General features: G+C 42.9%; 9 protein-coding genes and 2 pseudogenes. 8 read left to right on the top strand and 3 right to left on the bottom strand.

Annotation, left to right across the window (positions count from 1 at the left end; genetic code table 11):
* Window positions 1-71 precede the first annotated feature (71 nt).
* A complete protein-coding gene (locus PVA01S_RS19210) occupies window positions 72-1,379 on the bottom strand; it encodes an MFS transporter (protein ID WP_054800252.1) in 1,308 nt (435 codons plus the stop codon).
* Between the two features lie 266 nt (window positions 1,380-1,645).
* Here PVA01S_RS19210 and PVA01S_RS19205 point away from each other — a divergent pair, with 266 nt between their 5' ends.
* The 7 genes and pseudogenes from PVA01S_RS19205 (at window position 1,646) to PVA01S_RS19180 (ending at window position 8,885) form a co-directional block, all read left to right on the top strand.
* Window positions 1,646-3,337 carry a LytS/YhcK type 5TM receptor domain-containing protein gene (locus PVA01S_RS19205; protein WP_127608918.1) on the top strand — a complete coding sequence of 564 codons (1,692 nt, stop codon included), beginning with the start codon at window positions 1,646-1,648 and terminating at the stop codon, window positions 3,335-3,337.
* Window position 3,338: 1 nt separating this feature from the next.
* Window positions 3,339-4,079 (top strand): LytR/AlgR family response regulator transcription factor, encoded by a 741-nt coding sequence (locus PVA01S_RS19200; protein WP_127608917.1) that lies wholly within the window; start codon window positions 3,339-3,341, stop codon window positions 4,077-4,079.
* A 396-nt stretch (window positions 4,080-4,475) separates the two neighbouring features.
* A complete protein-coding gene (locus PVA01S_RS19195) occupies window positions 4,476-5,006 on the top strand; it encodes a hypothetical protein (RefSeq protein WP_127608916.1) in 531 nt (176 codons plus the stop codon).
* 69 nt (window positions 5,007-5,075) lie between these two features.
* Window positions 5,076-5,183 (top strand): annotated as a pseudogene (locus PVA01S_RS27320) (type II toxin-antitoxin system death-on-curing family toxin); the annotation flags it as partial.
* A gap of 555 nt (window positions 5,184-5,738) precedes the next feature.
* Window positions 5,739-6,730 (top strand): annotated as a pseudogene (locus PVA01S_RS19190) (MFS transporter).
* 289 nt (window positions 6,731-7,019) lie between these two features.
* Window positions 7,020-8,249, top strand: a complete 1,230-nt coding sequence (locus tag PVA01S_RS19185; RefSeq protein ID WP_164751899.1) for a sensor histidine kinase — start codon at window positions 7,020-7,022, stop codon at window positions 8,247-8,249.
* Between the two features lie 3 nt (window positions 8,250-8,252).
* Window positions 8,253-8,885 carry a response regulator transcription factor gene (locus PVA01S_RS19180; RefSeq protein WP_127608914.1) on the top strand — a complete coding sequence of 211 codons (633 nt, stop codon included), beginning with the start codon at window positions 8,253-8,255 and terminating at the stop codon, window positions 8,883-8,885.
* A gap of 139 nt (window positions 8,886-9,024) precedes the next feature.
* Here the strand turns inward: PVA01S_RS19180 and PVA01S_RS19175 are convergent, their stop codons facing one another.
* Window positions 9,025-10,536: a response regulator transcription factor gene (locus tag PVA01S_RS19175; RefSeq protein WP_127608913.1), complete on the bottom strand. Its 1,512-nt coding sequence runs from the start codon at window positions 10,534-10,536 to the stop codon at window positions 9,025-9,027.
* A complete protein-coding gene (locus PVA01S_RS19170) occupies window positions 10,533-12,044 on the bottom strand; it encodes a sensor histidine kinase (protein WP_412760910.1) in 1,512 nt (503 codons plus the stop codon). The genes PVA01S_RS19175 and PVA01S_RS19170 overlap by 4 nt, the downstream gene beginning before the upstream one ends.
* A gap of 414 nt (window positions 12,045-12,458) precedes the next feature.
* Here PVA01S_RS19170 and PVA01S_RS19165 point away from each other — a divergent pair, with 414 nt between their 5' ends.
* Complete coding sequence (locus PVA01S_RS19165; protein ID WP_127608911.1) at window positions 12,459-13,766, top strand: ABC transporter substrate-binding protein; 1,308 nt, start codon at window positions 12,459-12,461, stop codon at window positions 13,764-13,766.
* The last annotated feature ends 129 nt before the right edge of the window (window positions 13,767-13,895 follow it).

Here is a 13,895-nt window from a genome sequence, read left to right as displayed (position 1 = left end):
GTTCAGAGCGCACGCAACGGAGCAGAGCGGAGTGAGCACGGCATGGACATGTACCGCCAAGGTTGTCCCCTTTATTTGCGGTCAAGCTCGGCTTCGATGTGGGACGATTTGGAAGACTCGCCCATACGCCAGTAGACGAAGAAACTCACCGCAATACAGGCAGCCACATAGAAGTAGAAGAGCGACTCCATTCCAATGCTCTTGAACCACAATGCGATGAACTCCGCGGTCCCGCCGAACACCGCAACGGTGAGTCCGTACGGGAAGCCTACGCCAAGAGCGCGAACTTCTGTCGGGAAAAGCTCGGCTTTCACGATGGCATTGATGGAAGTATAACCGGTAACAATGATGAGACCAGCCAGCATGAGCAAGAAAGCACCCATAGGATTCTTCATGTTCTCCATGATAAAGAACAGTGGCGCTGTCAGCAAAGTACCGAGGATACCGAAACAGAGCAATAGCGGGCGCCGTCCGATCCGGTCGGACAGCATGCCGGCGAGCGGCTGAAGTACGATAAATACCAGCAGGGCAATAAAGTTGATCCAGCTGACGACGTCCTTGGGGAGGCCTACAGAATTCACCATGAACTTTTGTAAATACGTTGTATAAGTATAGAAGGCGACGGTTCCGCCGAGCGTTAATCCGACCACGGTCAGCACCGCTTTAGGATGCTTCATCAGAGCTCGCATGGTTCCGGCGTTTGCCCTGCTTTCGGAGCCCATTTTGGAAAACTGTTCTGATTCGTCCATCGAGCGGCGCAGCCACAAGACAGCTAGTGCCCCCAGTGCTCCAATGATGAAAGGAATACGCCAGCCCCAGGCCTGCATTTCGGCTTCGCTGAGTAGTTGTTGGAGGATGATCTGGACGCCCAGCGCCACCAACTGGCCTCCAATAAGTGTGACGTATTGGAAGCTTGAGTAGAAGCCGCGGCGGCCTCTGCTGGCCATCTCGGACAAGTACGTTGCCGAGGTTCCATATTCTCCGCCTAGCGACAACCCTTGGAGTAATCGAGCGAGAACCAAAATAATGGGAGCCATTATGCCAATGGAGCTATAACTAGGGGTACAGGCAATGATCAGGGAACCACTGGCCATGACAGAGATGGAAAGCGTCAGCGCAGCACGGCGGCCATGACGGTCGGCGTATCGGCCCAGCAACAGGCTCCCTATTGGGCGCATTAAGAAGCCTACGGCAAAGATCGCCGCCGTGTTGAGGAGTTGGCTTGTCGGGTCTCCCTTAGGAAAGAACTGTGATGAGAAATAGACTGCGAATGCAGCATAAACGTACCAGTCGTACCATTCGATCAGATTTCCAACCGAACCTTTAAAGATGTTACCTGCAATGCTTCCCTTCTTTGTCGACTCAACGGATTGAGACATTATTTAATTCCTCCTTCAGAAAGTAACCGCTTTCTTCGATGGGTGCATGTTGATTGTTTTTTAAGCCTTTGCTTGCATCAATGATCGACCTTTCGAAGATTTGTGTAACGCTTACACCCGTCTAGTTGAAGTCATTAGAACTGTTCTTTATACTACAAAATAGTATCTTTCCCTTTTAATTATATCCATTAATTGTTTCCAAGTATTCAAAAATAGCAGCTGATTTGCCGTCTATTTATGCTGAAATGCAAAAAGGAGGAGGACGAGTGGATTTAACCATCCTGCTAAGGCTCTTTGAGAATGTAGTCGTAGTTGCTCTAATCTCTTTATTCATTGGTCAATTGAATTATTTTAGACTCTTGATTTATGGGAAAAATGGTTGGAAGCGAACCGTTATTCTTTCAGTAATATTTGGGTTTTTATCCATTCTTGGAACAGAAAATGGCATTCAAATCGATGATGCATTGGCCAACACAAGGATTGTCGGTGCTGTGGTAGGAGGGCTTGTAGGAGGCCCTCTAGTTGGGATATTTTCCGGAATCATAGGAGGCATTCATAGATATTCTATCGGTGGATTTACCGCCGCTGCCTGCGCCATCTCTACCGTACTTTGCGGCTTATTGGGAGGGCTAGCAGGGATCAAATACGATATGTTAAGAATGAAATGGCAGCACATCGTTCTGTTAGGGCTCACAGCGGAATTGATTCAAAAGATATTAGTGCTGCTCCTAGCCAAACCATTTGCAGCAGCGCTGGCATTGGAATTGAAAATAGCTATACCTACTACAAGTGTGACGATCTTGGGAGTGATGATTTTCATCAGGATTTTTATGAACATTAAACTTTTACAGGACCAATCCGGGGCTATTGCGGCTAATCTTGCCCTTAGTATTGCTAGCCGTACCCTCCCCCATCTTAGAACCGGTCTAAATGAAACGTCGGCGAAACAAACAGCAGAGATTATTCATGAAATTGCAAATGTCGATGCGGTCGTAATAACGGATTGTGATCAAACTTTAAGTATAGTAGGTGTTGGAAGTGACCGCGGTCTTCATGAAAAGGCGATTTATGCACAGGTAACAGAAGCCATCCTCAAACAAAATAAGATGAGGATCCTTTCTCTAGATAAAGAGTTTGCACATTTCCATCGTAATTTTCCCTTAAAATCAGCAGTAGGTGCAAAATTGGTTCATAACAGCAAACCGGTTGGAACATTGCAGATTTACTATAAAAATTCATTTAAAGAAACCCAAACCGACCTCAATCTTGTTGACGGACTAGCCAAGCTACTTTCGGTACAAATTGAACTTGCGGAGATAGAAAAGCAAACCAAAATGAGGCAGCAAGCGGAATTGAATGCATTGCAGGCACAAATTAAACCGCATTTTCTTTTTAACACGCTAAGCACCATCATGTCTTACTGCAGAACCAATCCTGAGCTTGCAAGAAACCTGCTGGGCAATTTGAGCGACATTTTCAGGCGAAATCTGAATAATAAAAACAACTTTAACAGTTTGAAAGAAGAGTTGGATGGTATAAAATCTTATTTGGAGATTGAGAAGGTCAGATTCGCAAACCGATTAAAGGTGACTATGGAAATTGACGAATCCTTATTGAATATGAAATTGCCAGTTCTTACCTTGCAGCCTATTATTGAGAACTCGATTCATCACGGTTTATTTCCAAAAATAAATAACTGCTTGTTATTTATTCGTGTTTGTAAAAACAGAAATCATGTACAAATCCGTGTTGAAGATAATGGAATCGGAATTAACGAGAAACGGTTAGCGGAAATTTTAAATCACCAAACAAAGGGAATAGGTTTTTCTAATATTCACCGTAGATTACAGTCTATATACGGGAAAGATTATGGTCTGCATATTAAAAGTGAACCGGGATCCGGTACGATCGTAACATTTGAAATTCCGATGACCGGTCTAAAAGAGGATGTGATCTAACTTGTTTATAAAAACAATCATTGTGGATGATGAACCGGCTATTTGTTCCGAGTTGGCATTCCTGCTTCAAAAATATATAGATATTCAAATTGTCTCGATCCATCACAATCCCGTTGAAGCTCTTTCAAAAGTTATTCATGATGAGCCTGATCTGCTTTTTCTAGATATCCAAATGCCTGAGATGAATGGGTTAGATTTCGCCAAGCGTTTAAATCAAATGACCCATCCTCCGTTCATTATTTTTTCAACAGCTTTTTATGAACATGCGTTAGAAGCATTTAATACGCCCGCTATAGCTTATCTTACAAAACCTATATCGGAATCCAGATTGGACGATGCCATCAAAAAAGTGAAATCTCTTCAAGCCAAGACAAAAATTAAATGGGAAAAAGCGCCGCCAATGCTCGAAGGTCGTATCTGTATACGGAAAAACAACATCATAAAACCGATTCAAGTAAGTGAAATCAGTTTTGCGTTTGTCAAAGACAAAGAATTATACATTTCCACTAAAGATTCCATAGAAAAAAGCGAATTGTCTCTAAATGAATTGGAATTGGTTTTAGATGAAACGGGTTATTTTTTTCGATCTCACCGAAATTATATTATCAACCTAAACTTCATAACTGAAATCATTCCTTGGTTTAACAGTACGTATTTAGTAAAGATGAATGACGCCAATAGCACAAAGGTTCCAGTAAGCAGAGGAAAATTAAAAGAATTTAAAAGTATTATGAATCTATAATCGTCATCGATTATCATGCTCCCATAGGTGCCCCTATCTGCTTCGCGGCTTAACGATTGACCTCCGAATCAGGTCTGGGGATCAACATCACATATGGGAATTTTCTTGTTTTGGTTAAGGAAAAATTTAAAAGCCGCACTTACGGACATCATGCAACCTCGCCAAACAGCATAACGCGGCGGCGGATTGTGGATTGGCAAGCCACGGTTCGCTCCATAAGTACTACCAGTGAGAGCACCACATCAGCGCTCTTTCTGCGTTTTAGAAGGGTTTCACAGGGGATTTTGTGGAGAGCGGCTTTATGCGGCTTTTTTCTATTTCATCTGCTATCCAGGATCATGATACAATGTAAAAGAAAGGAAGGCGGTGCTGTTCGACATAATAAGGAGGGATTTGATGGAGTATGTCCGGGATTACACGATGTACGCTTCCATTTTCGGCATGTTCAGTTTTGTCTGGTTCGGTTGGGCGCAAGAAAAACCGAAAGCAAGCTGGCGAATATATATTGGTTTGGCGTCGGCCGCAGCTCTTCTTGTTTGCCTGGTTGGCGTCTATCTGAGCGTGAAGAATTGGGATGCGCCTTCTGCTTTGTCGGACGGAACGGCTTTCCGCAATTATTTGTTTACGGTCTATATCGAAATTTTTTTGGCTGGCGCAGGCGCTTTTGTGTTGTATAAATTGAACCGTCAAAATGTTGTTGCTCCCTGGATTGCCTTTATCGTCGGAATCCATTTTATCGGCCTGCAAAGCGTTTTTGACGATCGCAGCTTATATCTTCTGGCGGCGCTTCTCGTTGCAGTCTCTATTCTTTCCATATTTATTTCTCCAAAACTGCAAGTAGCGAACAGCGCGATTGCGGGCATAGGAGCGGGCACGGTATTGTTTTGCTTTGCTGTACTTGGTTTGATTCGGTATTTATCAGTATAAATGGGAAGGCGGCCTCATGTTTGAGGCTATCTTTTCATCCCATTGTTTTTATTTTGAAGGAGAGTGTTGTTACTCGACTCCGCGGTACATAGGCCCCAGCAAAGTGTTTTCGGAGAAGTTGCTTACCCCTCTCTATTTGACAAGGCTGCGGCATTACTGGAATCTCTGGTCAACAACGTGGATTTGCCAAGCTACGCTTTGTCTCCATAAGCTAAATCCACAAAAACGAAAAGGAGCTTTGCCACTGAAGTACGGTGGCAGGCATCTTCTTGTGTTACATGGCTTCGCCGCTGAGGCGAAACCCCTCCTTCTTGTCTGCGGGTGCTGCAAAACTCTTCAACTTTCATTACTTTAAGTTGAAAACCATGTCTGACCGGAAGACAACCTCGCTCCCAATGCTTGACCACAGATAGCGAATTGACAACTAATCATTTATGAACGATTTTTTGTTATAAAGGAGGTTAGCTTATCCATGCATTCCGTTTGCTTAAGATAAGACGGCAATAAAAAAGCAGATTTTTCCATATTTATGGGCTTTTTTGTTGTGCTTATTTTTATGAATGGGATCAAACATGGATAGGTTGAGGAGTAGCCTTTATAAGCTATGCCTTTTATTTCTCTATGCCTTTTCATTGGTTTGCAGACCGAAGCCCGTACATGTGGACTTGAGGCCTGCATTTTTATTGCCAAAAAACAATAAACAACCAATAAAAATGCGAGGAGAACAAAGATATGAACAATCAAAAGGCAAACTGGAAACGTAATTTTTTCACGATATGGGCGGGGCAAGCACTATCACTGATTACCAGTTCTATTCTTCAAATGGCGATTATTTGGTATCTGATTGAACAAACAGGCTCGGCCATGGTGCTTTCAATGGCAACGCTTGTTGGATTTTTACCACAGGCGCTTGGAGGACCCCTGATTGGTGTTATGGTGGACCGTTGGAGCCGCAAAAAAGTAATGATTATGGCTGATATCATCGTGGCGGCAGCAGCAGCTTTGGCCGTCGTTGCTTTGTATATGGAATTGCCTGTCTGGGTGATCATGATTGTACTGTTTATTCGCAGTATGGGTACGGCTTTTCATTCCACTGCACTGAATGCGACAACGCCTTTGATCGTACCGGAGGAACAACTGGCAAAATGCGCCGGGTACAGCCAGTCCGTGCAATCGGCCAGCTATATTATAAGTCCAGCGGCGGCGGCGCTTTTATACTCGACCTGGGATCTGAATGCTGTTATTGCCATCGATGTTTTGGGTGCGATGTTTGCTTGCATCGCGGTCGCGATGATTACGATTCCGAAGCCGGAAGCCAAGGAGTCCGTAACACAAAGCGGATTTGCAGAAGAACTTAAAGCAGGATATGATGCACTGAAACATCACAAAGGCTTAGTTGCTCTTCTTTGGGTTGGCGGGTTATACATCTTTGCTTTTATGGTATGTTGCGCCATTATGGGTTTTTCCGGGCCAATGGCGTGCAGATCGCATTATTCCAGGAAAAGATTAAACCGGAGTATTTGGGTAGGGGGTTTGGATTGTTTGGGAGCGTGATGGCTTTGGCAATGCCCCTTGGCCTGGTCATTTCGGGTGTTTTTGCGGATCAAATCGGTGTGAATCGGTGGTTTATGCTAACGGGTATCATGATGATCGGGATTACGGTGCTTTGTCTGTTCATTCCGGCAATTAAACAACTGGATCACTCACAAGAATCAGAGCAATGACCTAGAGTTGTTAGACCCCTTGCTTATTCGCATAAATAATTACGCCACTCCCCAAACTTCCTCAGCATAACGCGGCGGCGGATTGTGGATTTACTGTGGCACGGCGCGTCTCCATATGCTAAATCCACAAAACAAAGAGGAGCTTTGTCACTAAAACAGGCAGGCTCCTTTTTGCGCTTCACGGTAACAGGACTTCAATAAGGGCGTTATAGACAGGAGTTTAGCTAAAATCGTCGAAATTCATAATGTAGGAAGAATAACCTCTTACATGACAAAGGAGATAGTCAGGTTGAGCATAAATATTGTAAAAGATTTTTTGCTGCAACTGGTGTTAATAGCTGTACTGATTTTTACCTATCAAATATTTTTTTCAGAGCGGTCTGGGAGGAACAAGTACGAAAAGTTTATTCTATCCGTTCTGTTTGGACTCTCCATCCTACTATGTATGTCCCTTCCTGTTGTCTTTTCCTCCGACTACCGTGTAGATCTAAGAATTATACCATTACTTTTAGGGACGTTATATGGTGGTTGGGGAACGGGAATATTCCTAAGTGTCCTTATCATCCTATACCGATTATGCGTTGGGGTCGATTTGGGATTGTATACGACAACTCTGACCCTCTTAATTAGCATGCCGGTGATTCTGCTATTCCAAAAGTTTTTCACAAAAGCAGAGAAGAAACAGCGGATACAAATTGCACTAATTTTATTGGTCTTCTATAGTCTTGTTGGAATAACATCAGTGTGGGTAATTAGAGGCTTATCATTCATGGCAGTCTTTCAGGTACATTTCATTCACATGATTATTAGCGTAGTGTCTGTGTTGTTCTTTACTTCTTTAAACGAAACGATAAAGGAAATGATCAGAAAGAATCAAAAGCTGCAATCAGAGGCCAAGGACGCGGAAATTGCTTTTTTGCGTTCCCAGATCAAGCCGCATTTCCTTTACAACGCCCTGAATTCGATAGCCGCACTGTGCAACGACGAACCTCATAAGGCAGAGGAATTGACGTTGGATCTTTCGAAGTATTTGAGAAGTGCCTTTGATTTCAATCAACTGGAGTCACTAACAACCATAGAGAATGAATTGGAGCTCGTCAAAGCGTATATCAATATCGAAAAGGCACGTTTTGGCGCCAGATTGTGTGTGGAGTATGACGTGGATGCGAATCCGGATATCCTGATTCCGCCGCTGATTCTTCAGCCTCTGGTGGAAAATGCTATAAGACACGGTCTGATGTCCAACTTACGAGGGGGAACAGTAACAATCTCCGTCAAACAGGCAGCAGATGCGGTGGTCAGCTTTGTCATAGAAGACAATGGATGCGGCATGAGCGAAATGAGAAGAGACGAAATAATGAAACCGGATGTGAAGAAAAGGGGCATAGGGCTAAGGAACATAAGTCAGCGCTTACAGCTTCTTTATGGAAAAAGCATTAGTGTTGAAAGTGCAGAAGGGGTAGGTACGAAGATTTTTTTCGACATTCCGGCCCGTCCAATCAAGCAGAGTGGAGGTTGAAGCATGCTGCGAGCCATGATCGTGGATGATGAAGAACTATCGGTGAAATGGTTGAAGAAGATCCTCTCCGAGAGCGGCGATGTCGAAATATGTCAGGCATTTTTTAGCCCGTTGGAAGCTTACGAATATGTGAAAACCAATAAGATAGATATCGCATTTCTCGATATTTCCATGCCGGAAATTAACGGTATCTCGCTATCCAGCCTGTTGCTTGATCTCGATGCCACGCTAGATGTGGTTTTTGTAACCGCTCATGACAATTATGCGATTCAAGCCTTCGAAGTGAGCGCGTTGGATTATCTTATGAAGCCCGTTACCGCCCAGCGGTTGGCAAAAACATTGGACAAGGTCAGAAGAAATAATCGGAGCGGGACAGCAGGGTCTTCGATGGAGGCTCTGCGGCGGGATCAGGATCAAGCTCCGGATACAGAACTGTCGCTGAAAGAAATATTAACCGAGCAGGAAACACGGATTTTACGGTTGATCGCGAAAGGTTTGTCGAACAAGGAAATCGCCGATCGCCTGCACATCACGGGAGAAACCGTAAAGTCGCATATAAAAAATGTGTACAGAAAGCTTGGAATCAACAATCGAGTACAAGCGCTGCAGCGTGCGGAACAATTGAAGATACGGTAGTGAGCTATGAGGATCGGCATATCTGTCAAATAGAGATTGCGTTCCTTCATCAATTGGAAAAATGATCAATCTCAAAATGGAAAAGGCAACGGAGTACGCGAGCATTACTCCGTTGCCTTTTCTTGTATTTTCGAATCCATTATGTAGTCCCCTCTGCTTCTTTTTTCATTTGTAGATTCTTCTTATATTCGGACGGATAACATCCGACAATCTCTTTAAATAATTTAGTAAAATGTCTTGAACTAAAATAACCAACCTGCTCAGCAGCTTGCTGTACTTGTACCGACGGATCAGCTAACAATTCTTTCGCTTTCAACATCCTGAGCTTGGTCACATACTGCATAAATGTCGTTCCTGTACGTTTGTGAAAAAGACTGCTTAAATGATTGGGTGTAACATTAAACTCTTCTGCTACCTGACCTAACGTTAAATCCCCCGTATAGTGATTTTCTATATAAATAATCGTCTTGGTCACCAAATCAGGTGTGGTTCCTGCTTGTTTTATTTTTTTATCTAGAAGTTGTTCACCCAGGTTTCGAAGTGACTTAAACCAATCCTCTTCTTTAGTAGGAGTCAGCATCGGGGCATTGATGGAGCAGTTTAAAAATCGTGCAATGGCTAGTGAAGTTGTGATTGAAATCCGATCACGCTGTAAATCAAATATTTTAATGAATTGTTCAATGGTGTTCATATAACTCACATAATGTCTTTTGTGGTACTCATCTATCGCCTTGATTAAAGTGCGGCATAGCTCAGCAATCGCAGGCTGTGATTCAACTTCAAATAAGTCTACTTTGTTCCAGCTACGGGAGATGCCCAGCGAACAGCGGAGATAGGCAATCTTATGAAGAGTTGTCACCTCATCCAGGAGCGATGTATAAGAATCACATTCATCAGATACTACCAGAGTAAATGCCAGGCCCGGCTCCTCAGCTTGTTTCACAAGCTCTGAATAAAAACAGAATAATTTCTCCAGCATCTCTGCACCCTGCAAAGTTGTGTATTTCCCCACCACAGCCCATTCTCCGCTTGGCAGAAGGATCGTAGCCAATTCTAAATCCTTATGATAATACTGGGGCATCGTAGAGCTAATGGCAGTAAAGAACGGCTTAATGGATATCGATTTTTCTGCTTCAGGATAGCAACTGTCCATGTAAATAATCTGACATCGCATCCGACTGAACGGTTTATTATCGGATTCTCTTTCATCCCAGCTACGGATAAGTCCATGAAATAAGGAAAGCATGTCAGATTCGAAAAGCTTGTTATTTTCAATGATTTGGAGAAGTGTGGTTTGTCGTATTTTAGTTATCAGGGCTTGCACAGCCTGAATATCAACGGGCTTAAGCAGATAGTCGATAGCCTTTAATCGGAGCGCCTCTTTCGCATATTCAAAGTCGGCAAATCCCGTTAAAATGATCCATTGGGTATTGGGTGATAAAGGGGCTGCTTCTTGGATGGCTTCCAAGCCGGATTTGACAGGCATCCGGATGTCGACAAAAGCAGCCTCAGGCTTGACTCGATTAACAACATCTATGAGCTCCTGACCATTACGCGCTTCAAAGAGCTGTAGATCAGGGCATATTTCCAACAGGATAGATGACATGGCTTCTCTTGCTAATTCCTCATCATCGGAAATAACAATATTCATTGTGGTAGCTCCTCTTTATTAAGCGTTATCGTTATGTTAATGTAAGTACCATGCCCAATACGGCTATCCAATTGAAAATCGTATTTACCCGGAAATGCGAGCGCCAATCGTTCCTTTACATTGCTTAAACCAATGCTCTGATTATTAGATCGTTCAAGTGGTTTGAAACCGATACCATTATCAGCAATCCGTATGACAAACCTATCTTCGTCCGTAATTTTTGGGAGCATTTCGGCGCTTACCTCCACCAAACAAGGATGCTCACAAGGCTCCACACCGTGAATGATGGCGTTTTCCACCAATGGTTGGACTAGCAGCTTAGGGACACGGATATGCGCAATTTCGGGATCTAAGGTGATTTTAATCTCTAAACGATCACGGAAGCGCATGCTCATAAGCTCTCCGTATTTTTGAATAATGGAGAATTCCTCCTCTAAACTGCAGGTATCATGGGAGGTTAAGATGTAACGGAGCATCCCGCTTAACGATATGATGGCTCGTTCTAAATGGGCATGCTCACCTTTGCGATTTAAACTTAATAATGCATTTAATGTGTTATAGAGAAAATGTGGATGAATTTGTGATTGAAAAGCGCGAAACTCGGCATTCTTAAGATTCAGCTTGGTACGATATTCTTTAATGATTAATTCATCCAATTGATAGATCATTCGGTTTAAAGCTGTTCCCAACTGAGCAATCTCATCTTGGCCTTGTATAGAAACCCTCTTCTTCATATTTCCGCGCTGAACGTGGCTCATGACACTGATCATTTCTTTGAACGGTGTTAAAAGGGTTCTGGAATAGGCAAAAAACAAAAAGAAGGTAAGCACAACACCACCAACTGCAAAAGAAGCCCCCATGATATGCATCCAACTGACCTTGGAGGCAAGCTCAGCTTTAGATAACCAAACGGTAATTTCCCATGAACTGATAGGTATTGTCCTTGAAACAGGTACATAGGAATGCTGTTTGTAAAGGATATTGGACGGGTTTTTCACAAATTGATGCAGCTCTTCCGGAGATAAGTAAGTATTAGAATAAACCAATCTATGATCCTTGTCAGTTATTGTAACAATGGAATTCACATTAAACGAAACTTGCCTTACGATTTTATCCAAAATGACTGTATCCGCATCAGCCATAATGACGGCGAGAGGCTGTTTGGAGTCAGGATCTTTTATTAATCGGGCTACAGAGAACACTTCAGGGACAGAATCAAGCTTTAAATAATCTTGTGGGTGGACATTAATGAAGGCAACTCTCCCGTTTGCTGTAACGGCTTCCCGATACCAATTTTGCTCAGTATATCGATAATCGGTGCGAGTTTCAGTTAGATAGGAGTCACTATCATTATAGTAGACAGAACCATCGATGGTTACGAGTAGTGTACCTAATATATCCTTACGTAAATTAACAAGCAATCTTGGAAGCGTATGGTACAAAGTATAGTCGGCTTTATACCTTGAATAAGTATCAACGTCACTCTGTAATCCTCTGGCTTTTAGCATGAGAGAGCTCATTACCTCGTTGTTCGTGTAAGGAGAGACGGTCACTCGTTCCAAATCATCTAAATACGTTTGGATATTTTCGGTCAGGCCAACCAAGGTTGCTTCTGTGAGCTTCTCGGTTTCTTTCGTGATTATTTTGACATAATAAGAAGGCATAACAAAAGCGATAATGATAACAGGGAACAGGATAGTTAACGAATAGAGCAGAATTAGTTTCCCACGAATCGAGATATTTGGCTTATTCAGGCAGGACTACCCCTCCATGATTAATTGTGTGGTCGATTATACTGTAAATTGTAAAGGGTTGCAACAATAAATATGAGCGCCTGAAATCGTAGATTAGACACATATGTAAACCCTTACAATCGTGATAAGATTTACGCGTAGAATAAATATATGATATGAGGTGGGTACATGTTAAAAAAATGGAAAGTATCTTTGGCGTTAACCCTAGTATCAGCTATAGCGATAAGCGGTTGTTCCCAGCGTCCCGAAACTCCTTCTACTGCACCTTCGAGTGGAAAGGAAAGCAGTAACAGTAACAGTAACAGCAGTACCCCCAAGAAAACTTTATCCATGATGATGAATGTTGCAGACCAGCCTGTCCAAGATATGTATCGTCAAATAATCAATGATTTTACAAAAGAGAACCCGGATATCGCTGTGAATATTCAGTTCCCTGGTTCAGCATATGAAAATAACATGAAAGTTAAAATGGCGGCTAATGATCTTCCCGACATATTCGATACGCATGGTTGGGCACAGGTTCGTTATGGCGAATATTTGGCTGATCTCAGAGAAGAACCATGGGTAACACAATTGACCGATACGATTAAAAATGTTGTAACAGACAAGGCCGGCAAAGTGTACGCCTTGCCCATCAGTGAAGCCAAGGACGGCATTATGTACAATGTCGATATGCTCAAAAAATATAATGTGGAACCGCCTCAAACCTTCGATGAGCTAATAGCTGCAGCCGAAAAAATTAAAAAAGAAAGCGGTGGAAAAACAACACCTTTTTTCTTTTCAGGAATTGATGAAAGCACGATTGGCACCTATTTTGGATATTTCGCAAACGCTTTACTAATCAATACTGCAAATAATTCGGCAGAAGATCTGTTAAATAATACGTTTGATTGGAATAAATGGACCGTGCTTCCGGAAAAGCTGTTAGATATCAAAAAGCGCGGACTGATAAATGAAGATTTCCTGACAGCAAAGCGAAGTGATCTACCTGGTGTATTTGCTGAAGAGAAAGTAGCATTTGTCATGCTGGCCCCATCATTCGTAGATGCTGTTCATAAATTGAAGCCGGATATGAAAGTTGGATTAATGCCAATTCCAGCAATGTCGGCCAGTGATAAACCGGCTTTTTCCGGTGGAGAACGGAACACCATGGGAGTATGGAAGGATTCCAAGAATATACCTGAGGCCAAGAAGCTGATGGCGTTCTTTGCCAAACCTGAGAATTTATCTAAAATTTCCAATATAACTAAGCTGCAGCCCGGGTTGAAGGGCGTTGCTTCGAAGCACGTATTAACGGAGTATTACGAGAAATATGCAAGCAATCGAGTATTACCTTATTTCGACAGGGTGTATTTGCCAAACGGAATGTGGAGCGTCATGTCTAAATCGGGTACAGAGCTGCTGTCGGGTCGGATCACTTCGAAGGAATATTCAGAGACCATGAAGCGGGAAGTGCAACGGCTGAAAAAAAATTAACGGAACACTAAAGGGGTGAGATAATGAACAAGGTTTCACCCCCCTCATTTCTTGCCTTGGTTAAGGAGCGATTAAATCTGGAAACTTTAGATCGTAAGATAGATGAAAGTAGAACGGCTACCCTTCGAT

The sequence above is a fragment of the Paenibacillus validus NBRC 15382 genome, assembly GCF_004000985.1.
In the GTDB taxonomy this organism is placed as follows: domain Bacteria; phylum Bacillota; class Bacilli; order Paenibacillales; family NBRC-103111; genus Paenibacillus_G; species Paenibacillus_G validus.
Note: the sequence above shows the minus strand (reverse complement) of the source record. Positions and strands in the feature narration are given on the sequence as shown.

Excerpts from the sequence above, each read along its gene's own strand:
- PVA01S_RS19195 (WP_127608916.1), top strand. The coding sequence starts at position 4,476 with ATGGAGTATGTCCGGGATTACACGATGTACGCTTCCATTTTCGGCATG.
- PVA01S_RS19180 (WP_127608914.1), top strand. The coding sequence starts at position 8,253 with ATGCTGCGAGCCATGATCGTGGATGATGAAGAACTATCGGTGAAATGG.
- PVA01S_RS19170 (WP_412760910.1), bottom strand. The coding sequence starts at position 12,044 with ATGCTAAAAGCCAGAGGATTACAGAGTGACGTTGATACTTATTCAAGG.
- PVA01S_RS19175 (WP_127608913.1), bottom strand. The coding sequence starts at position 10,536 with ATGAATATTGTTATTTCCGATGATGAGGAATTAGCAAGAGAAGCCATG.
- PVA01S_RS19165 (WP_127608911.1), top strand. The coding sequence starts at position 12,459 with ATGTTAAAAAAATGGAAAGTATCTTTGGCGTTAACCCTAGTATCAGCT.
- PVA01S_RS19210 (WP_054800252.1), bottom strand. The coding sequence starts at position 1,379 with ATGTCTCAATCCGTTGAGTCGACAAAGAAGGGAAGCATTGCAGGTAAC.